Below are 24,003 nucleotides of genomic sequence, written 5' to 3' on the forward strand. Positions count from 1 at the left end.
AGCAAGAACAAATAGCGCGTGCATGAACCTTGTTCGCTGTATCGTTGAATTGATCGAAAAGGACATAAGACTATACCGCTTCCACCGCATGCTTGCTTACTGCAAGATCAATGCTGATAGCGAGCTCCTTCACAAGTTGTTTCACCTCAGGGTCCTTTATGAGGCTATAGTGGTCGCCCGGTAATTCGTGCACATGCAGTTGCCCCTTGACCAATTTGGCCCAGCCCATATCCAGAACACCTGGACTCTTTTTCGCCTTGAACACGGTAACAGGGCCGTTATACAATTTGGGGGTGTAGATCTGCAATGCTTTATCGTACGTATCAATGATGTGGAAGTGGCGCAATTTCGGCGTTACGATGCGTCCCTTGTTCTGCTCACGTTTCACCAATTGTCGCATGATCACACGTTTCATTGGTTCGTAGACCTTTTCCTCTTGGCGCATAACTGCGATATAGTCTTCTGGCGCGAACGTATCGAACATGGCCAGCAACGGAACTTCATGCCCCTCTGCAGCAAGTTGACAAGCCATTTCGTACGCAACAATGCCACCGAATGAATAACCGCTCAGCAAGTAGGGGCCGATCGGACGTACGGTCTTCATTTCGTTAATGAAATGCTTTGCAATGTCCTCTACCGTTGTGAATTCCATCGGTGATCCGTCTTCACCTTGGTGAGCGAAACCATAGAATGGTTGGTCGTTTCCGAGGTATCGAGGTATGAAGTGATTTGCTTCATCGCCGTTCACACAGAAGAAAGGAATACGATCACCTTCCGGCTGAATTGCCGATAAACTGGTCCATTTCACATTGGTCCCCGCGCTGCCCAGCAGTTTCGAGAACAACGAGATCGTCGGAGCTTGGAACAGTGAATTCAACGCCAGTGAGATCCCGAAACGTTCTTCCACCTGAGCTAACAACTGGATCCCGATCAATGAGTGACCACCAACGTCGAAAAAATTATCGTGAACGCCGATACGTTTAACACCAAGTAATTTACCCCAGATCACGGCCAACGCAGTTTCTTGTGGATCACGGGGAGCAACGTATTGCGCATGCATTGTCTGTGAACGTAGTTCGGGAACGGGCAATGCACGCTTGTCCACTTTGCCATTCGCGTTCAACGCAAAGCTTGGTAGGACCATGAATGCAGTAGGTATCATGTGCCCTGGCAGGCTGTCACGCAGGTGTTCACGCACACTAGCGATCAACTCCTCTTGTGCATCAACGGCTTGTTCAATATCGTCAATGGCTTTTGGCACGAGGTAAGCGACCAGCTGCTTTGCCCCGGGCATATCGCTTCGTACCATTACAACATTATCCTTTATATCTGCATGTGTGCCTATCGCATTTTCGATCTCTCCCAATTCCACGCGGAAACCACGCACTTTCACTTGGTCATCGGTACGACCTATGAACTCTACATTGCCATCAGCTAACCACCGGACGAGATCACCGGTCCTGTACATTTTTGCGCCGGGCTTTTTGCCGAACGGATCATCAACGAACCGCTCCTCCGTAAGATCCGGTCTTTTCCAATAGCCGAGTGCTACGCCGTCACCCCCGGCATACAATTCGCCTTTTTCGCCAATACCAACTGGTTTCATGTCACCATTCAGGATATGGACCGTGGTGTTATTCAATGCTTTGCCGATCGGGACTCCACCCCGTATGGCAATTTCGTCATTGATCACATAGCAACAAGTGAATGTCGTATTCTCGGTTGGTCCGTATCCGTTGATCAAGACACCAGGGCCAACAACACGCAAAGCACGCGCAACATGCGGAACGCTCAGTACGTCACCTCCGGTAAGGATATGTTTCAACCCTTTCAGTTTTTCGACATGCTCATCCACCATCAGGTTGAATAGGCCTGCGGTGAACCACACGGAAGTAACGTTGTGTTGCTTAATCGTTTCAACGATCTCGAGCAAAGTCGGCTTTTGTTGCGGTTGAAGGACCAATTTTCCTCCATTCAACAAAGCACCCCAAAGCTCTAATGTGGAAGCATCGAAGGATATATTCGAAAGTTGCAGAAAAGAAATGTCCGGACCGAAGCTTAAATAATTCTGGTTATGTACCAATCGGATGATCGCACGCTGCGGTACGATAACTCCTTTCGGTTGTCCGGTTGAACCGCTTGTATACATAATGTAAGCGGCGGAATCCACTTCGCCGATCGATGTCGTAGCTGCTGTATTCGAATGAACGATGTCTTCCAGAAATATCGTTCTGGCACTATGTGCTGGCAAAGCATCTTTCAATGGCCGTTGTGTCAATAGCACATTTACTGAAGTGTCCTTGAACATGAACGCCAATCGCTCAGCAGGGTAGCTGGGGTCGAAGGGTACGAAGGACGCCCCACAGCGCATGATCGCGATCATGGAAGCCACCATATCGGTGCAACGCTCCGTACAAAGTCCAACCGGATCACCGGCTTTAACACCAGCTGCGATAAGTGTTCCTGCTAGTGTATTAACGCGGATCTGAAGTGCAGCATATGTCGTAGTATTCTGGTTGAGGACCACAGCGGTGCGGTCACCGTATTTCGCAACAACTTCATCGAACAATTGTCCAATGTTCTTATTCAGAGGGATCTCCGTCTCAATGCCCTTCCATTCCGCTTTTGGCGCTTCACCTTTATGCTCATTCGCCAAGTCGTTGATCAATTCCGAAATAGGCGAAGCAGCACTACGGTTGATCTGTCTCACCAGTTCGCTGAACTGGTCCATCCAACCACGGATAGTTGCTGCATCGAATAGATCGGTGTTGTAGCTCCATTCCAATACCAAATGATCATCCTTCCCCGTTGCGTTCAAGAATAATTCGAAATTCTCGAAGGCGCGCGGGTTACTTTCAAAACGATGGACGAGGCCGTCAAAAGCCACACCGTCATCCATATTCATATCAATGTTGAACACCACCGGTGCTAGCGGAATACGGCCCGGTTGACGAGGAACACGGAGCTTGCGCAGCAGCGTTCCGAAGGTGTATTTCTGATTGTCGAACGCATCCAACACGCCTGTCCGTCTCGCTTTCAGGTGTTCAGCGAATGGTCTTTCCTCGTCGATCCTGCTATGCAATGCAAGTAGATTCACACAGTGGCCGACCAGGTGTTTCATATCAAGGTCGCTCTGGCCGGCAGCGGGTAGGCCCACAACGATATCGCTGTCACCTGTGAGTTTGTACAGCAGGATCTCGAACGATGTCAGTAGGGTGGTAACGAAGCTTGCGCCATTTCGTGTAGCTACCTCTTTCAATCCGCGCACCAGATCGGGAGCCATCTCAAGATCGATACGATCTCCCTTGTATGTTTTTTGTTTCGGTCGAATGCGATCAACGGGCAGATCCAATTGGGGTAACGGTCCTTTATAAAGATCCATCCAATATTGTTCTACCGCAGCATGTTCCGTGCTTTTCGCAAAATCGATCGTCGCTAACACGTACTCGCTCAACGGCACGGCTGGCGGAAGTTTTAGCACACCACCTTTCTTGTGTGCATTGTACAACGCGCTGATCTCAGCCATCATTATACCTAGGCTCCACCCATCAATGAGTATGTGGTGTCCGCTCAGGCGCAGTACATATTCATCTGCACGCATGCGCATGATGGAAACCCGGAATAGTGGACCGTTCACCAGGTCGAACGGTGTGGTCATATCCTTATGGGCTATGGCCTTAAGTTCCTTATTCCGTTCCTCTTGACCCAGTGCATGCAGGTCTGAATATCCGATCGCTACTTGAACTTCATCAAAAACGATCGTACGTGTTCCGTTCGTATTCAGCACTGCACGCAGTGCTTCATGACGGCGCACCAGATCGATCAGTGCAAGTTCGAGTGATGCCCGGTCTAGTTTGCCGGTAAGGATCAATGACACACTTTCATTGTACGCGCAATTGGCATCAACTCCCATCACGGAAGCAACATACACCTCGCGTTGGGCTTCGGTGGTTGGTAAAATGCGTTCGATCACCGGTCCTTTGAACGGGTCGAAATCCACTATTACCTGTTTGGTATCTGCTACGAATTTCTCCATACTGCCTCACTTTCAATTATCGGCCAATTCTAACATTATGAATTTCCCTTCACGTTCAGGATCTGGCAAGAACCAAGCTGGGTCGCCTTTAGGAGTACGCCCTAATCGTGCGCCAGCGATCGGTGCGTCGGATGCTTCAAGAACGCGCTCGCTCATTTTCCGAGCGTGACCATTCAACGAATTGTTGATCACTTGGATCGGATACGTACGTTTCGGCATAAAGCACGAAGCACGCAATTCAACACACACCTTTTCCACCGTTGCAATAATGAACTCGACATCGACCTCAGTATGGGCCGTGGTCAGGAAATGCGGGAAATCAAGGACGTGCACTCCGTGGTAACGCATTAGCAGGAAGAAGAGTTCCGTGTAGTTCACACTTTCATCATACTTCGTTTTGAATGCACTTCCGAAATTAACCCATCGGTAGGGTAGTACGTATTGATCGAATAGGCCGTTCACACGTTCCACCATATTCTCGGTCATGGTGTTCAGTCGTTCCTGCAACGCGGGACCCTCATCCTTCATATGCACAAGTGCGGCTTTAGCAGCGGCCATGGTCAAAGGGTGACGTACGAATGTTCCTGCGAAATAGGTAACGCCTGAAGGCGGAACGCTGTCATCGCCGAACTGCCAATGGCCACCATCCAGAGCATCCATCCATTTGCTGGACCCTATCATTGCTCCAATAGGTAGACCGCCACCGATCACTTTGCCGTAGGTCCCGATATCCGCTTTAATACCGAACAGCGCTTGCGCCCCATTCGGGTGCATGCGGAAACCGGTTATCACTTCGTCGAAGATCAAAGCCGTTTCATGTTGCTTTGTAATAGCACGCACTTCGCGCAGGAAATCCACCGGACGGAACTCCATACGGCGGCTTTGCACTGGCTCAACCAGAACTGCCGCAGCTTCATGGCAGCGCTGCTTGATGATCTCGAGACTTTCGGGTGTGCCGTAATCCAGGATCAACATGTTCTCCACCGCCTCTGGCATGATACCTGGCGCTCCTGGATAGCTTTTTTTGCTCTTGCTACCACGGATGATCACCTCGTCATTGATCCCGTGGTAGGATCCTGCGAATGCAATGATCAAGTGCCGTCCAGTTACCGTACGGGCCATCCGCATTGCGCCAAGAACCGCTTCGGAACCGGTATTGCAAACTGCGGCGCGTTCACCCCCTGTAAGCTCGCATAGAAGTTTGCTGACGTCCGCAGCAAGCGGATGCATTGGACCGATCTCGATGCCAGCATCCAACTGCTTGTGACATTCCTTCTTGATGAATTCAGGCATGTAACCGAACATGGAAGAACCGAAACCGCTGAGGATATCAACGTATTCGTTGCCATCAAGATCCCACAAGTGGCAACCTTCGCTACGGTCAACAACTACTTGATAGACCAGTTCTTTCGTTTGCGGTTTGAAGCCCGTTACAACGCGCGGGTCGGCCATTGGCAAACGGTTCTCTTGCGTAAATGCTTTGCTCTTTGCTGTTTTCGCAACGTAGCGTTCTACGAATTCATTGTACCAGGCCCGTTGCTCTGGCGAGAAGTCATCCAGTTTTTCTTTCACGATCCGAGCTTGTGCACCGAATACTTTTTTCAGCTCCGGAGCATCTTCGAAAGCATTCGTAACTGCATCGGCGCCAGCGGAAGGTGTGGCTGCACTATTACTGCCACTCGCTACGGACCCTGCGCTTTGACTGCCAACATGCGGCAACAAATGATCAGCTAGTTTGTCCAAGTTCGGCAGTTCTTCATTCAACTGGCGGAAGGAGATCTTGACTCCGAATTTGCGGCTCAAGGACGTTGCTACTTGAGTAAGGAATAAAGAATCCAGACCCATTTCAAGGAACGTCTCTTCAGGGCTTGCTTCTGCCAGCTCAAGACCGGAACTTTCCTCCAGTAACGTTTTGATCTGCTGGATCAAATTTTCTTTTGGTGACAGGTTCGCATCCCCCGCATTCGCAACAGGCGCTTCAATCGTGGTGGAAGCAATAGCATGCCCACCCGCCGCGATCATGGCAACTGGATCCACCCAATGGCGAACGCGTTCGAATGCATAGGTCGGCATGGAAATGCGATGCCGCACTTCGCGTTGGTAGAATTTGCTGCGATCGATCTCGATACCACTTTGCCATAGACCACCAACGGCTTTCAGCAACAACCCCAGTTCGGCACCTTTGCCCGATTCCGCACCCAATGAGGAAACTGCAACTTGGCGTTTAGGATCGGTACTTTGCTGGCGTGCGAGCGTGCTGGCCGTGGTGCGCGGACCAACTTCCAACATGACACGATCGCCTTGTTCCCAACCGAACTTCACGGCTTGTGCAAAGCGTACGGTAGCGCGCAAATGCCCGCTCCAATATTCGCTGGACATGGCTTCTTCATCCTTCAACCATTCCGCAGTAACGGTACTGATGATCGGAATGCGCGGTGCATTCAAAACAATGTCGTCCACAATGCGCTCGTAAGGCACGACCATGGGTTCCATCATAGGGCTATGGAACGCGTGGCTGGTCATTAGCAACTTACAATTGACGCCTTCTTTTTCGAGTTCAGCTTGCAAGGTTGCAATGGCTTCTTTTGGTCCACTTGCGACACATAATTGAGGGCCATTATTCGCTGCAATGCTGCAATCAGCAGGCAAGCGTTGTGCAATATCTTCTTCCGCAGCACGCACGCTTAGCATGGATCCACTTGGGAGCGCCTGCATCATACGCCCACGGTTCGCAACCAGCGTAACAGCATCCTTCAGTGAGAATACACCGGCCAAGCAAGCTGCAGCGAACTCCCCAATACTATGACCGAGCATGGCCTCTGGAACAATCCCCCAATGCATCCAAAGCTTGGCTAAGCTATAGTGCATCGTAAAGAGTGATGCTTGGGTGTAAATGGTCTGCTTTAATTGTTCCGCTGCCTCTTCTTCTTTACCTACTGCGGGGAACATGATCGCTTTAAGATCCACATCGAGTGCAGTATTGAACAGGTTGATGCACTCATCGAAATGCTGCGCGAAAATGGGTTCGCTCGCATATAGGTCGCGGCCCATATTCACATATTGTGAACCTTGGCCAGGGAACATGAACACTACGCCAGGTGAAGCTTCATAAAGCTCACGCGTACCCATTGCATTGGTATCCTTATTTGCAATGGCATCAATTACCTCTTGGTGAGTTCCTCCAACTATTATGCGCCGGAATTTGAATGATCTTCTACCGACCTTCAGGGTATAAGCGGCATCCGCCAAAGAGGCTTCAGGATGTTTTTCCAACCAGGTGCGGAGGTTCTCCGTCATGGCATCCAAACTCACCTTCGTCTTTGCGCTGAGCTGAAAAACCTCTTTACTACGCGAATTGCTCGATACTTTTGGCGACGGACCTTCTCCGAGGATCACGTGGGCATTCGTGCCACCAACACCGAATGCTGAAACTCCTGCAATACGAGGTTTTGAGGTACGCGGCCATTCAATGTTCTCATCTGCCACGCGGAACGGACTATTGCCGAAGTCTATCGCTGGATTAGGTGTTTCAAAACCGTAATTCGATGGGATCACGCCATTCTTCAACGCCAAAGCGGTCTTCATTAATCCCGCGACCCCTGCTGCCGCGGTAAGGTGTCCGATATTGCTTTTTACGGAACCGATCGCACACCAATGCGGATCGCCGGTAACTGGGGTGATCTCAGCGGAACGGAACGCTAGTGTCAATGCTTCCACCTCAATTGGGTCACCCAACGGCGTAGCTGTACCGTGTGTTTCCACATACGTGATCTCGCTCGGTTGCACATTGGCATCCGCATGCGCCATTGCGATCACTTCAGCCTGGCCGCGAACACTAGGTGCGGTAAAGCTGGCCTTATCGCTGCCGTCGTTATTCAGTGCACTACCTTTAATTGTCGCGTAAATATGATCGTTATCGCGAATAGCATCATCCAACCGTTTCAGGACTACAACACCCACCCCATCACTGAAACTGGTTCCTTTACCGTTGGCATCGAATGTTCGTGTGCTGCCATCCGGGCTATACATACCACCTTCGTTGTACAGAACGCCGCTATTGATCGGAACAGTGACCGCAACACCACCGGCAAGCGCCATGTCACATTCGCCATTGCGTAACGCATGCGTCGCTTGCGCGATAGCGACCAATGATGTGCTACACGCAGTATGGATGCTTAAAGCTGGTCCACGGAGATCGAATTCAAAGGCCAAGCGTGTTGCGATATAATCCTTCTCATTGGCGGTCATCACCTGGAAATCGCCAACTTGTTCGATCAACTCGGGGTGCCCGATCACATTTTTCGTGAAGTAGGTATTATTACCCATGCCCGCATACACGCCGATCAACCCGTCGAATTGAGCGGGGTCATAAGCTGCATCTTCCAATGCGGACCAAGCGGCTTCCATGAATACACGTTGCTGCGGATCCATCAATGCCGCCACGCGCGGATTGATCCCGAAGAACCCTGCATCGAACTTATCCGCATCGGTGATCACACCACGTGCACGAACATAATCCGGGTCATTCCGAAGATCATCGTTAACGCTGGGGTCCAGTTCCTCCTTGCTCCATGTCGTAATGCCGTTCTTTTTTTCCAGTAGGTTCTTCCACAATTCCTCAACGCTTGGAGCTCCAGGGAAACGACCATACATTCCCACAATGGCGATCTCACTACGACGATCCGTGTCGTAAGCCTCTCGACGTGCCCGGGCCATTTCTGAAGGTGATTTACCACTGCTGCCGCCTTCCAAATATTCAGCACATGCTTTTACTGTAGGATGCTGGTAAAGCTTAACGATAGGCAATGCCAAGCCGCGGCTTTCAAGTTGGGCAACGCACTGTATGCTCAACAATGAGTTGCCACCAAGATCAAAGAAATTATCATTGATGCCGACTTTGTCCACACCGAGCAACGCGGCCCAGACCGCAGCAACGGCTTCTTGTAATTGGGAAGAAGGTCGGGCATAGGCCACGTCGAGGTCAGGTCGCTTAACATCCGGAATAGGCAAGGCTTTACGATCGATCTTGCCACTAGGCGTACGTGGCATTTCAAGTACCTTGACGAAAGCAGAAGGCACCATGTAGTCGGGCAAAAGTGCACCGAGGTGTTTGCGCAGATCATTCGTTGAGATCGACTTTTTCGCAACAAAGTAGCCTACCAGTCTTTTTAATCCGGGGGTGTCTTCGCGCACGGTTGCAACGGCTTGTTCGATGTCGCTATGTTTCTCCAGCGCGACCTCAACCTCACCTAGTTCGATGCGATAGCCGCGAACTTTTACTTGTCCATCGATCCGGCCCTTGAAATCAATGTTCCCATCGGGTAGCTCAACCGTACGGTCGCCCGTTCTATAGAGGCGCCCTCCATCGGTGAATGGGTCATTCAAGAATCGCTCCGCGGTAAGGTCATCACGACCGATATATCCTTTGGCAACGCATGCACCACCGAGATAAAGTTCGCCCTCTTCGCCTTTGGCGACCGGTTGCATCTTTTCATCCAGAATGAGCAACTTCACGTTGTCGATCGCCTTACCGATGTTCGGCAGGTCAGGCCAAAAGGAAGGGTCCCCTTTCAATTCCAATTCACTGACGACGTGCCCTTCAGTAGGTCCGTATTGGTTGCAGAAACGACAACCCGGTAGTTGCTTGAAGAGATCGGCAATTGCTGGAGTGATCTTCAACTGTTCCCCACTGGTGAATACCTCAAGCAATGAAGATGGAATTTCGCCGGTGCGTTGAACTGCTTCCGCCAAATATTGAAGGGCAACAAAAGGAACAATGATCCGGTTGATCCCCTGAGCAATGATCTTGCGCAAGAGTTGCGAAGAATTCAGTCGGTCCTCATCGGTGATCAGGACCAACGTACCGCGTTGCGCGAACGTGGTAAATAGTTCCTGAAAGCTAACATCGAAACTGATCGGTGCGAATTGCAACGTTTTCGCACCTTCCTTCAGAACAGAAGTACGTATTTGCCATTCGATCAAGTTGATCAGTGGGGCGTGGTGCATGGAGACACCTTTAGGCCTACCTGTACTGCCGGACGTGAACAGAACGTAACAGAGGTTGCTGGGTTTTGCGGGAGAGGGGCCTTTGAAAGGAGTAAGGGTCTCAAGGTCAAGTTCGTCCAGCAGAACGACCTTTACGCTCATGCCAGTGAACAGGTGCTGGTGTGCCCGGTCCGTAATTACCACCGGTGGAGCCGCATCTTCCATCATCAGGGAAATGCGGTCCGAAGGGTAGTTAGGGTCGATCGGTACGTATGCAGCTCCACTGCGGAGTATTGCTAAGACGCTGATAACAAGGTCAATTGAGCGATCCAAGCAAATGGCTACGGTTTTGTCAGGTCCAGCTCCTGCCTTTGAAAGTAGGGTCGCAAATCGACGCGAACGAGCGTCCAGGTCAGCATAGCTAAGGTTTGCATTTCCTTCAATAAGTGCAATGACTTCGGGCTCTTTGGCAACACTTTTGTCAAAGAGCTCGAGCAGATTCTTGCGGTGGGTCATAGGGATCGTGGTGGTATGTGCTGAGAGTACACCATGTTCCCGCTCATGATCAGAGGTTTTCACATCTCCGACCATGGCTGGAGCATATCTATTTGTTCACTTTATCGGCTTTCATACGAAAAGAGGGAACCATGAGTTGCAGTACGACTAGGAGGTCGATGACAAGATAGGGATCAAAAAAAGAACTAAATATGCTGAAGACCACCTATTGGCCGAAAAGTTATACCCATTCGTCGTCAATATTCCTTGTTTCATCGTAAGTGATGGGTGGTGTCCTGCATTTTCGAATGTGAATTCCACATTGGCGCGAACTCGGAAGAGTGTAACCTGTCCAACATCGGTTGGTTAGTAACTTCTTGAATTAGCTCACTAGTTTCTATCTTCGCCGCCCTTTGATGCTAGCCTTAATAAGATCAACTCTCCTAGTTCTGGTCGTTCTGTGTTTAACGATCACGAGCGATGCCCAGACCTTGGGTCACGATCGTTCGGTCCAAATGTGGGTTACGGCCCAAGCCGCTCCAGCACGCATAAGCCTCAATTGGAAGCCACATAATAACACTACAGGTTTCCAGGTCTATCGTAAACTGAAGGGTGGGACTTCATGGGGTGCAGCACTTGCGAATTTGGATGCTGGTAGCTTAAGTTACATTGATAACTCGGTCCAAGTAGGCGTTTCCTATGAATACAAGGTCATTCGAACTACCTCGAATCTCGGAAATGGTTATGGATATACCAACAGTGGTATCGAGTTGCCCATGGTCGAAGCGCGCGGCAAGCTCATTCTAATGGTTGATGACTTCTATTCATCTGCGCTCACATCCCAGTTGAATCAACTTCAAAGCGATCTGGAAGGAGATGGTTGGACCGTAATTCGTCATGACGTAAGCCGGTCCTTGCCAGTGCCTTCCGTGAAGGCACTCGTGGTTGCGGATTATAACGCTGATCCCACGAAAGTTAAGGCCGTATTCATTGTGGGTCATGTTCCGGTACCGTACTCCGGGAGTTTGGCACCTGATGGGCATGGCGAGCATTTTGGGGCTTGGCCTGCGGATGTTTATTATGGAGATGTAAATGGTACTTGGACCGATAATTCTGTAGGAAATGCGGGTGCTTCGTGGCCTCGCAATCATAATGTAATAGGAGACGGCAAGTTTGACCAAACGTCGATACCCAGTGACGTGGAGTTAGCTGTTGGAAGGGTGGATATGTACGACCTGCCCACATTCAGCGCCTCAGAAACTACGTTGTTGGGCAATTATCTGACCAAATTGAGCAATTGGAAACGTAAAGTGTTCACTGCGAACGGACGTGCTCTCATCGATGACAATTTTGACGGTTACTCGGATGCGTTCTCTCAGAACGGCTGGAGAGGATTTGGTCCTTTGGTACATCCAGATAACGTTCAGGATCTGGATTATTTCGGCACATTGTCCAACCAGAGCTATTTGTGGAGCTATGGATGCGGTGGTGGTTGGTTCTCAGGTGCCAATGGAGTGGGTAGTTCATCCGATTTTTCCAGCAATAATGTGCAAACAGTATTCACCATTTTGTTTGGATCTTATTTCGGTGATTGGGATAACACGGATAATTTCCTCCGTTGTGCATTGGCCTCCGGGAATACCCTTACGAACTTCTGGGCTGGATATCCGAATTGGTATGTGCAGCACATGGGTATGGGTGAGACCATTGGTTATGGTACGGTGTTGAGTCAGAATAATGGCGACGGACATTACGAGCCGGCCAATTGGCAAGCTGGTCGGATCCACATTGCACTTATGGGTGACCCAACATTGCGGATGCATATTGTTGCACCACCCAGCGATGTTTCGCCCCTTGTCAGTGGATCAACAGTGAATGTGTCTTGGAATGCTTCCAATGAGACCGTTATAGGATATCATGTTTATAGAAAGGTTGGTACGGCACAATCGTGGGAACGCCGCACCGCTACTGCTGTAACCGGGACTTCATTTGCGGATAACGTAAGTGGTATCAGCGGATCTGTTCGTTACATGGTGCGTGCCTTGAAACTGCAGATCGGACACAGCGGGAGTTACTACAACTTGAGCCAAGGGGCATTCGGAGTTACGAATGTGTCAGGAGTCGTCACAGATTGCTTGGGTGTTGTGAATGGACCAGCAGGACCTGGAACTCCTTGCAACGATAACAATGGCTGTACGATCAATGATACATTCAATGCAACATGTCAATGTGTAGGAACACCATTGCCCTGCTCAGATGGCGATCCATGTACTGCGGATGGTTGTGCTGATGGAGTTTGCGTATTCACTCCTTTGCCCGATGGTGATGGTGACGGGACCTGTGATCTATCCGATGGTTGCCCAACGGATCCGAATAAGACGAGCCCAGGGAACTGTGGTTGTAATAATCCTGAACCAGGTAGTGCCTGTGATGATAACAACCCGAATACTGTTGGAGATATCGTACAGCCCAATTGTAGCTGCCTGGGCTTAATGAATGATTGTCTTGGAGTACTTGGTGGAACTGCTTTACCGAATACGCATTGTGATGATGATGATGCACTCACAGGTAATGATCGATGGAATTCTTCTTGTGAATGTGTTGGGCTGTTGATCGATTGCGCCGGGATCCCGGGTGGAACGGCACTGCCGAATAGTCCGTGCAATGATGGGAATCTTCTTACAGCAAATGATGCTTGGAATGATGAATGTCAATGTATTGGAGAGCCAGTTGATTGCCAAGGGCAGCCCAATGGTCCGAACCTACCGGGAACTCCATGCGATGATAATGATCCGCTAACTGGGAATGACCTCTGGACGACCAACTGCCAATGCGCGGGAGTTCTGATCGATTGCAACGGAATTCCAGGCGGTGGTGCGGTGATGGATATGTGCGGTGTCTGTGGCGGACAGAATGATTGTGTGGATGGCAATATTTGTGTGGTTCTTGGCGAAACAGGTTCGAACCCGGATGGAGAAGAATCTGAAAGTGGTGATGTATACATGAACGCAGGTTCGCTGGACCTGATCCGAGATGGGTCGACGGGTGAATGGCGCGGGAATCAATTGATCGGCATGCGATTCAGCAATATCATTGTCCCCAATGGGGCGGTCCTTATAGAAGCACATGTTCAATTCACTGCCCGTGGCTCAGGTGATCTTGATCAATGTGAGCTCTTTGTTGCTGCGCAAGCTGCCGATAACGCTACAGTACTGAGTTCAAGTGTGAGTGATCTGAGTACACGTGAACGTACCACACAGGTTGCATGGTCACCTCCCCAATGGATACAGGCAAATGAAGCTGGTCCGGGGCAACGCACACCAGATCTTAGCCTAGCGTTGACCGAGGTATTTGGCCGGTCTGGATGGCAGCCGGGTAATTCGTTGGTTATACTGTTGAATGGAACCGGCCGTCGATCCGCATGGAGTTATGACCAGGACCCATCGAAGGCCGCACGCCTCTGCATTTCTTACCAATTACCCGGACCATTAATTGATTGTATGGGTGTTGAAGCTGGTACTGCATTGCCAGGGACACCTTGTGATGACAATGACCCGGATACAGGAAACGATAGTTGGTCATCCGTTTGTACTTGTGTAGGGGTGCCGTTGGATTGTATGGGAATTCCGGGCGGCACGGCAACAGAAGGTTTGCCATGTGACGACGGAGATGTAACAACGGGTAACGATAGTTGGACCGCAGATTGCAATTGCGCGGGCTTGCCGTTGGATTGTGCTGGAATACCCGGTGGTACTAGCGTATCGGGAACGGCATGTAATGATGGGTCCATTCTGACCACGAACGACACCTATGGTGCTGACTGTATTTGCATCGGAACCCCAGTAGATTGTAATGGGTTGGAGAATGGTCCTGCAATACCTGGATCACCTTGTGATGATGGCGATCCTGATACAGGAAATGATCTATGGAATACGTCGTGCTCATGTGCGGGTGTTCCGTATGACTGTAATGGTGTCCCTGGTGGTTCAGCAGTTCCAGGTCAACCATGTGATGACGGTGATGCCACTACAGGAGATGATACTTGGGCTTCTGGTTGCAACTGTGTTGGATTACCTCTTGATTGCGTTGGAGTGCCAGGTGGCACAAGTATTCCGGGATCACTCTGTGATGATGGCGACCCGGACACCGGTCTTGATCGATACGGGGATGATTGCACGTGCATTGGCCAAGCTTACGACTGTGCGGGCGTACCCGGAGGTGCCGCAATTGAAGGCACATCTTGTGATGACGGTGATGCAACCACAGGAGCCGATACGTTGGATGCTACATGTAATTGTGTAGGTCAGCCACTGGATTGTGAAGGTGTTCCAAATGGTAATGCAGTATCTGGTACTTCATGTGATGATGGAGATGCAACTACTGGCAATGATCAATGGAATGCTCAGTGCAATTGTGTTGGGCTACCGTTGGATTGTTTCAACGTGCCCGGTGGATCCGCAGTTCCTGGATCACCGTGCGATGATGGAAATGCGGCAACAGGCAATGATTCATGGACGGTTAATTGCGCTTGCGTCGGGTTGATCAATGACTGCGCAGGTGTGCCTGGAGGTGCCGCGTTACCCGGAAGTCCGTGCAACGACAACGATCCGAATACCATCCTGGATATGTGGAGTTTTAATTGTCTATGCGTTGGACAACCCTTGGATTGTGCAGGCGTGGCAAACGGAACGGCATACGTTGATGCTTGTGGAATATGTGCCGGTGGCACGACAGGTATCCTGCCTGATCCCGACAGCGATTCTGATCTGGTTGTGGATTGCATTGATAATTGTTCTACTTCGTCCAATGCCTTACAGGGCGATTTTGATCAGGACGGGGTAGGCGATGTGTGCGATAATTGTCCTTGGGTCGCGAATGCTGATCAACTCGATAGTGATAATGATGGTGTTGGTGATGTTTGTGTTGGGATAGGAGTGGAAGAGATGGAAGGCATACAGCCGTTATCGGTCTATCCGAATCCAACCCGTGGGCAAGTTCGCATTGTAGGCGCTTCACCTGAAGCACGTCGGATCGTATTCTATGATATTTCCGGGGCCAAGGTCCAGGAACAGACTTATGCTCCTGTTGTAGATATCGAGAACCTTGCGGTTGGTACCTATCAGTTGTGGGTCTTGAACATCAACGGAATGCCTGTCGGCCGAGCTAGGATCGTCCGAATGTAAAGGCAGACCATCTCGAATTATATTTCATTGATTTATGGATGGTCTCCTACTATTGGGTCGATCATTGTTTTATTCCGTCTGGAACCGATAGTTGATCGACAGGCAGGAACACCTTGCAAAAGCGGTGGTCAGGAGGTCCACTGATCCGAACTTCAAATTATTGGTGTAATAGACAAAACGAATGGCTTTTGGGAGACGTTTGTCTCTAATGGACAAAACGAATGGCGAGTTATCAACCGTTGTTGGAGAACCTAATTGCGATTCTGATCTTTGGGTGTCTGGCGAAACGGAAGTAGGCTCTGCTGGAGAGCAACCTGCCAGGGATAAACCTGATGACTGAGCGATGATCGGATGGGAACGGAACCTTCGGATCAACCGTTCCCATCGCGAGGTCCGCATGCCTTCAAAAACTCATCGATAAATTTTTGTTTCCGGAGTCAAGGAGAGGCCATTGTGATTGCGAAGCTTGTTCTTCAGGTCTGCGAAGTAGCCATCTATTGCATTGGTGGTGTTGGGAATATCCAGTTCAGGATAGTCGTACCAAGTGAACAACCAAGGCAGATTGCACGATAGGCTCCGGTGTGCGCTCCGCAGGCGACCGTGCGTATAACGTGACTTGCCGGTGGTTGATTCCACAGTTCGTTCAGCGAGGAAGGCCTTCCATTTGGTATGCCATAGTTGTAGACCCCCAGTGAAGCTTTCCTTATCGGTCTTCTTCAGCATCTGTGTCAATTGGCGCAGCTCAATGGCTGCTGGCAACTTGGGCTTTCTAGTGAGATAGCGGGTAATGATCGCTACTTGATGAAATTGGCACATTTGCACCGGGATTCCTCTGCAGAGTTGCAACAGGCCTCGTCGGCCATCACAAACAACGGCGCTTATCTCCACGCCTTGTCCACGAAGGAATTTCAGACCATCCGCATAAAGCTGGTTGGTCTCATGTTTTACGTATTTCCTATACAGGACTGTGCCTGTAGTTGCATCCCTGAACACCATTACACCGAAGGTTCTCCCGAAGTAGGTCGTATCCATTAAAACCACGGCTGAAGATGGCAGAACAGCCTTGGCTTCAGTGCCTGTGTATTTGTCCAACGTCCGCTGTATGGTCCGAATAGAACAACCATACTTGAGAGCCAACTGCCTGTAAGTCTGTTTGCCAGCTTGATACTCAAACCATAGTTCTTCGGGCTGCTTTGTTTGGCCGCCTAAAAATTGCTTACCACAAGTGCGGCAACGGTACCGTTGCTTACCCCGAACCTGGCCGTATTTGTTAATAACTGGACCACCACACAAAGAGCACTTTTTTGGTTCATGACCTTTGAAAGGCCTCTAACCTAAGCCAGGTAGGACTTTCAGAAGGTTTTACCATTCGTTTTGTCCATTAACCCAAATTATTTTTTATCTGTTGATCCAACGGCTCTATCCCATGGAATGGGGTGATCCGTCCGTTGTTTGATCAGTTTCAGCGAAATAGGCCATGTAACCCGTAGCACATTTCTACAGTAGAAGGTCCTGCCTGACCAAGGTGGACTTCAAGTAAATCCACTGCCATGCGATGAACTCGGCCTCGACTCCGTGTTCCACCAAAGTTGGGCAATTCTTTCAACTAAACCCAATTGCCCATGTTACGTCATGCGATCGCTTTAACCTGCTTGATCCTAAGTTTAACCGGATTTGGTCAAACACCCTCGGAGAGTGCAACGGTCAAACTATCTGCAGTAACACAAAGTAGCCCACCTCGAGTAACACTGAGCTGGGCCCCTGTATCCGGTGCAAGTACCGTTACGATCTATCGCAAGTTGCGATCTGCGACAAGTTGGGGTTCTTCGATTGCAACACCTTCTGCATCCGCAGGTCAGTACCAGGATAACGGTGTTAGCGTTGGAACCTACTATGAATACAAAGTGAAAGCCAACGGCGGAAGCAACGGCGACGGATACATCAGCTCCGGTATTGATGTGCCGCTTGAAGATTACAAAGGCAAGATCCTCCTTTTGGTGGACGCAACCTTAGCACCTCAGCTTGTGTCAGAGATCCAGCAGGTCGAAAGCGATCTGAAGGCCGATGGGTGGTCCGTGCTACGGAACGATGTTTCACGGACAGCCGCGGTAACGAGCGTACGCGCTATTGTTGTTGGGCATTACAACGCTGATCCGACCAACATGAAGGCGGTCTACATCATTGGACACGTTCCTGTGCCTTATTCCGGTAATGTAGCTCCGGACGGTCACACAAGTCACCAAGGAGCATGGCCATGTGATGGCTATTATGGTGAAATGAATGGGACTTGGACGGACAATAGTGTGTCCGTACAACAATCGCAGAACCCCTATAACTACAACGTGCCTGGCGATGGGAAATTCGACCAGAGTGATTTCCCTTCAAGTGTCGAATTGCAAGTGGGGCGGGTGGATATGTATGATATGCCTGCGTTCAGCACGAGCGAAGTGCAGTTGATGCGTAACTATTTGAACAGAGCGCATAGCTATAAGATCAAAGGGTGGGAGCCTCAAGTACGGGCCATGATCTTTGATAACCTACAGTGGGCTGGTGGAATACTAGCCGCCAGTGGGTGGCGGAGTATCGTGCCATTAGTAGGTGCCGCGAACATTTCAGCACCTTATCAATATGGTCCATCATTCCACAGTCAAATGAACGGACAAAGCTACCTATGGACATACTCAAGTGGTGGCGGTCTACAGCTGAATACGGATGGCGTTGTAACATTCAATGGTGCTGATAACATTGGCACCACGCAGGATTTTGCTGCTGCCACGAGTATGGGCGGAGTGTTCAACATGTCTTTCGGATCCTACTTCGGAGATTGGGACAACAAGAACAATTATTTGAAAGCACCGCTTGCACGTGGTGAAGCACTCACGAACGTATGGTCTTCGATCCCTGCCTGGTATTTCCAGAATATGGGCCTAGGCGACAACATCGGGTATAGTACATGGCTTACCATGAACAATACAAGTGCGTATACACCGCTTACGGATGGATGGCAAGGAACGATCGGTCGCAGCCATCTAGGATTGATGGGGGACCCCTCCGTTCGAATGAAGATGGTGAAGCCGCCTACGAATTTGGTGATCACCAATGCGGGTGGTAATGCCTCATTTTCATGGAATGCTGCTACTGAAACGGTGCTTGGTTATTACATCTATAAGATCGAAGCATCAGGTCAGATCATTAAATTGACTACTTCACCAATTACTGAAACATCCTATGTGAATGCGTCCATCCCATATACTTCAGGTCAAGAGTACATGGTAAGAGCGGTGAAGCGTGAAACGAATTTCAGTGGTACGTACATGAACCTTTCGTTGGGTGCGATCGCATCCGCTAGTGGATCTCCAATCGCTGATTGCCTCGGAGTTATCGGTGGCAGTGCTGTAACAGGCTCACCTTGTAACGATGGTAATGCTTGCACAACAGGAGATCTTTGGAATGCTAGCTGTCAATGTGTTGGGACGGCGAGTGGTGATACGGATAATGACGGTATTTGCAACGCACAGGACAATTGCCCGAACATTGCTGGTCAGATCGGTTCATCATGTAACGACAACAATGCCTGCACAACGAATGATGTGATCAACTCAAGTTGTCAATGTGTTGGAACACCGGTGCCGGATAGTGATGGTGATGGAATTTGTAACACGGTCGACAACTGTCCGAACGTACCAGGTCAGATCGGCTCAACGTGTGACGACAATGATGGATGTACGACGAATGACGTATTGAATAGTAGTTGCCAATGCATAGGAACGCCAAGTGGCGATAGTGATAATGATGGTACCTGCAATGCACAGGATGGTTGTCCGAATGATGCCAATAAAACGTCACCAGGAAGTTGTGGATGCGGTAATCTTGAACCCGGAGCCGCTTGTAACGACAATGATTCCAATACGGAGAACGATCTGATCGGGGCAAATTGCACATGCGCCGGAACACTAATTGTCCTTGATTGCAACGGTGTTGCGAACGGACCTGCTCTGCCAGGAACGGCCTGCAACGACAACAACGCAAACACCGGCAACGACACGTGGAGTGCGAACTGTCAGTGTGTTGGTCAAGTGATCGACTGCATAGGAACAATCGGTGGATCCGCTCTACCCGGCTCAGCTTGCAACGATAACAACGCGAACACTACCAATGATACATGGTCAGCAAACTGCACATGTTCTGGAACACCAGTTGTCCTTGATTGCAACGGTGTTGCGAACGGACCTGCTCTACCCGGATCAGCCTGCAACGATAACAACGCGAACACTACCAATGATACATGGTCAGCAAACTGCACATGTTCTGGAACTCCAGTGGTGCTGGATTGCAATGGTGTTGCGAACGGACCTGCTCTACCCGGCTCAGCTTGCAACGATAACAACGCGAACACGGGTAATGACACTTGGAGTGCGAACTGTCAGTGTGTTGGACAATTGATTGATTGCGAAGGAACAGTAGGAGGTTTGCAGATGCCCGGAACCGCTTGTAATGATAATAACGCGAACACTACGAACGATGTATGGTCTGCGAACTGCACATGCGCTGGAACTCCAGTGGTGCTGGATTGCAATGGTGTTGCTAACGGACCTGCACTGCCAGGATCAGCCTGCAACGACAACAACGCGAACACCGGCAACGACACCTGGAATGCGAACTGCCAGTGCGCAGGTCAATTGATCGACTGCGAAGGAACGATCGGTGGGTCTGCTCTTCCTGGAACTGCTTGTAACGACAACAACGCGAACACCGGCAACGACACCTGGAATGCGAACTGCCAGTGCGCAGGTCAATTGATCGACTGCGAAGGAACGATCGGTGGGTCTGCTATTCCTGGAACTGCTTGTAACGACAACAACGCGAACACCGGCAACGACACCTGGAACGCGAACTGTCAGTGTGTTGGTCAATTGATCGACTGCGAAGGAACGATCGGTGGGTCTGCTCTTCCTGGAACTGCCTGCAACGACAACAACGCGAATACCGGCAATGATATCTGGAATGCGAACTGCCAGTGCGCAGGTCAATTGATCGACTGCGAAGGAACGATCGGTGGGTCTGCTATTCCTGGAACTGCCTGCAACGACAACAACGCGAACACCGGCAATGATGTCTGGAATGCGAACTGCCAGTGCGTAGGTCAATTGATCGACTGCGAAGGAACAGTTGGTGGATCGGCTCTACCAGGAACAGCCTGCAACGACAATAACGCAAACACTGCTAATGATACTTGGAGTGCGAATTGCCAGTGCGCAGGTCAATTGATCGACTGCGAAGGAACTGTTGGTGGGTCTGCTCTTCCTGGAACTGCCTGCAACGACAACAACGCGAATACCGGCAATGATATCTGGAATGCAAACTGCCAGTGCGCAGGTCAATTGATCGACTGCGAAGGAACGATCGGTGGGTCTGCTCTTCCTGGAACTGCCTGCAACGACAACAACTCGAACACCGGCAATGATATCTGGAATGCAAACTGCCAGTGCGCAGGTCAATTGATCGACTGCGAAGGAACGATCGGTGGGTCTGCTCTTCCTGGAACTGCTTGTAATGATAATAACGCGAACACTACCAATGATACATGGTCAGCAAACTGCACATGTTCTGGAACACCAGTTGTCCTGATTGCAACGGTGTTGCGAACGGACCTGCTCTACCCGGATCAGCCTGCAACGACAACAACGCGAATACCGGCAATGATATCTGGAATGCAAACTGCCAGTGCGCAGGTCAATTGATCGACTGCGAAGGAACGATCGGTGGGTCTGCTCTTCCTGGAACTGCTTGTAACGACAACAACGCGAACACCGGCAACGACACCTGGAACGCGAACTGTCAGTGTGTTGGTCAATTGATCGACTGCGAAGGAACGATCGGTGGGTCTGCTCTTCCTGGAACTGCTTGTAACGACAACAACGCGAACACCGGCAATGATGTCTGGAATGCGAACTGCCAGTGCGCAGGTCAATTGATCGACTGCGAAGGAACGATCGGTGGGTCTGCTCTTCCTGGAACTGCTTGTAACGACAACAACGCGAACACCGGCAACGACACCTGGAATGCGAACTGCCAGTGCGCAGGTCAATTGATCGACTGCGAAGGAACGATCGGTGGGTCTGCTATTCCTGGAACTGCTTGTAACGACAACAACGCGAACACCGGCAACGACACCTGGAATGCGAACTGCCAGTGCGCAGGTCAATTGATCGACTGTGAAGGAACGATCGGTGGATCTGCTATTCCTGGAACTGCTTGTAACGACAACAACGCGAACACCGGCAATGATGTCTGGAATGCGAACTGCCAGTGCGTAGGTCAATTGATCGACTGCGAAGGAACGATCGGTGGGTCTGCTATTCCTGGAACTGCCTGCAACGACAACAACGCGAACACCGGCAATGATATCTGGAATGCGAACTGCCAGTGTGTTGGTCAATTGATCGACTGCGAAGGAACGATCGGTGGGTCTGCTATTCCTGGAACTGCTTGTAACGACAACAACGCGAACACCGGCAACGACACCTGGAACGCGAACTGTCAGTGTGTTGGTCAATTGATCGACTGCGAAGGAACGATCGGTGGGTCTGCTCTTCCTGGAACTGCCTGCAACGACAACAACTCGAACACCGGCAATGATATCTGGAATGCAAACTGCCAGTGCGCAGGTCAATTGATCGACTGCGAAGGAACGATCGGTGGGTCTGCTCTTCCTGGAACTGCTTGTAATGATAATAACGCGAACACTACCAATGATACATGGTCAGCAAACTGCACATGTTCTGGAACACCAGTTGTCCTTGATTGCAACGGTGTTGCGAACGGACCTGCTCTACCCGGATCAGCCTGCAACGACAACAACGCGAATACCGGCAATGATATCTGGAATGCAAACTGCCAGTGCGCAGGTCAATTGATCGACTGCGAAGGAACGATCGGTGGGTCTGCTCTTCCTGGAACTGCTTGTAACGACAACAACGCGAACACGGGCAATGATGTCTGGAATGCGAACTGCCAGTGCGCAGGTCAATTGATCGACTGCGAAGGAACGATCGGTGGGTCTGCTATTCCTGGAACTGCCTGCAACGACAACAACGCGAATACCGGCAATGATATCTGGAATGCGAACTGCCAGTGCGCAGGTCAATTGATCGACTGCGAAGGAACGATCGGTGGGTCTGCTATTCCTGGAACTGCCTGCAACGACAACAACGCGAACACCGGCAATGATATCTGGAATGCAAACTGCCAGTGCGCAGGTCAATTGATCGACTGCGAAGGAACGATCGGTGGGTCTGCTATTCCTGGAACTGCCTGCAACGACAACAACGCGAACACCGGCAATGATATCTGGAATGCGAACTGCCAGTGCGCAGGTCAATTGATCGACTGTGAAGGAACGATCGGTGGATCTGCACTTCCGGGTTCAGCCTGCAACGACAACAACGCAAACACGGGCAACGACACCTGGAACGCGAACTGTCAGTGTGCAGGTCAAGTGATCGATTGTGAAGGAACAGTTGGTGGATCGGCTCTACCAGGAACAGCCTGCAACGACAATAACGCAAACACTGCTAATGATACTTGGAGTGCGAATTGCCATTGCTTTGGTCTAGTGATCGATTGCGAAGGAACTGTTGGTGGATCGGCTGTCCCAGGATCAACTTGCAACGACAACAACGCAAACACTACAAACGATATATGGTCTGCTAACTGCACATGCGCCGGAACGCCAGTAGTTCTGGATTGCAATGGTGTTGCGAACGGACCTGCACTACCTGGCTCTGCTTGTAACGATAACAATGCTAACACCAGCAATGATACCTGGAATGTAAATTGTCAGTGTGTTGGTCAAGTGGTCGATTGTGAAGGAACAGTGGGCGGAACGGCACTACCTGGAACGCCATGTGATGATGGTCTTGTGGCCACGTTCAATGATACTTGGGGAATGAATTGCCAATGCTATGGCATGATCGAGACCGTTGGTCCGGATTGTGAAGGTATTGCGGGTGGTTCTTCGAATCCCGGAACACCATGTGACGATAATGATCCACAGACGGTGAACGATATCTGGACAGAGAACTGCAATTGCCAAGGTGAACTATTGGATTGTGCGGGTGTTCCGAATGGAACCGCTGAATTCGATGACTGCGGAGTTTGTGCGGGCGGTTCCACTGGTATTGAACCGAATGGTGACGGTGACAATGATGGGGTAATGGCGTGTGATGATAATTGCCCTTCCGTTGCAAATGATACGCAGGTCGATTTCGACGGTGATGGAGTTGGAGATGCATGCGACAATTG

The 24,003-nt window shown here is 50.3% G+C and carries 4 protein-coding genes and 1 pseudogene; 2 read left to right on the forward strand and 3 right to left on the reverse strand.

The window, feature by feature from the left end:
- Nucleotides 1–70 precede the first annotated feature (70 nt).
- Complete coding sequence (locus IPF95_18255) at nucleotides 71–4,036, reverse strand: amino acid adenylation domain-containing protein (GenBank protein MBK6476625.1); 3,966 nt, start codon at nucleotides 4,034–4,036, stop codon at nucleotides 71–73.
- Between the two features lie 12 nt (nucleotides 4,037–4,048).
- On the reverse strand, nucleotides 4,049–10,537 hold the full coding sequence (locus IPF95_18260) for an amino acid adenylation domain-containing protein (GenBank protein ID MBK6476626.1): 6,489 nt from the start codon (nucleotides 10,535–10,537) through the stop codon (nucleotides 4,049–4,051).
- A gap of 2,009 nt (nucleotides 10,538–12,546) precedes the next feature.
- Here IPF95_18260 and IPF95_18265 point away from each other — a divergent pair.
- Complete coding sequence (locus IPF95_18265) at nucleotides 12,547–15,699, forward strand: thrombospondin type 3 repeat-containing protein (GenBank protein MBK6476627.1); 3,153 nt, start codon at nucleotides 12,547–12,549, stop codon at nucleotides 15,697–15,699.
- Nucleotides 15,700–16,070: 371 nt separating this feature from the next.
- Here the strand turns inward: IPF95_18265 and IPF95_18270 are convergent.
- A pseudogene (locus IPF95_18270) lies at nucleotides 16,071–16,836 on the reverse strand (hypothetical protein).
- A gap of 515 nt (nucleotides 16,837–17,351) precedes the next feature.
- On the opposite strand from IPF95_18270, the gene IPF95_18275 reads away from it, so the two are divergent.
- Nucleotides 17,352–21,440 carry a fibronectin type III domain-containing protein gene (locus IPF95_18275; protein ID MBK6476628.1) on the forward strand — a complete coding sequence of 1,363 codons (4,089 nt, stop codon included), beginning with the start codon at nucleotides 17,352–17,354 and terminating at the stop codon, nucleotides 21,438–21,440.
- Nucleotides 21,441–24,003 lie beyond the last annotated feature (2,563 nt).

The sequence above is a fragment of the Flavobacteriales bacterium genome, assembly GCA_016704485.1.
Classification (GTDB): domain Bacteria; phylum Bacteroidota; class Bacteroidia; order Flavobacteriales_F; family PHOS-HE28; genus PHOS-HE28.

Excerpts from the sequence above, each read along its gene's own strand:
- IPF95_18255 (MBK6476625.1), bottom strand. The coding sequence starts at position 4,036 with ATGGAGAAATTCGTAGCAGATACCAAACAGGTAATAGTGGATTTCGAC.
- IPF95_18260 (MBK6476626.1), bottom strand. The coding sequence starts at position 10,537 with ATGACCCACCGCAAGAATCTGCTCGAGCTCTTTGACAAAAGTGTTGCC.
- IPF95_18265 (MBK6476627.1), top strand. The coding sequence starts at position 12,547 with ATGGTGCGTGCCTTGAAACTGCAGATCGGACACAGCGGGAGTTACTAC.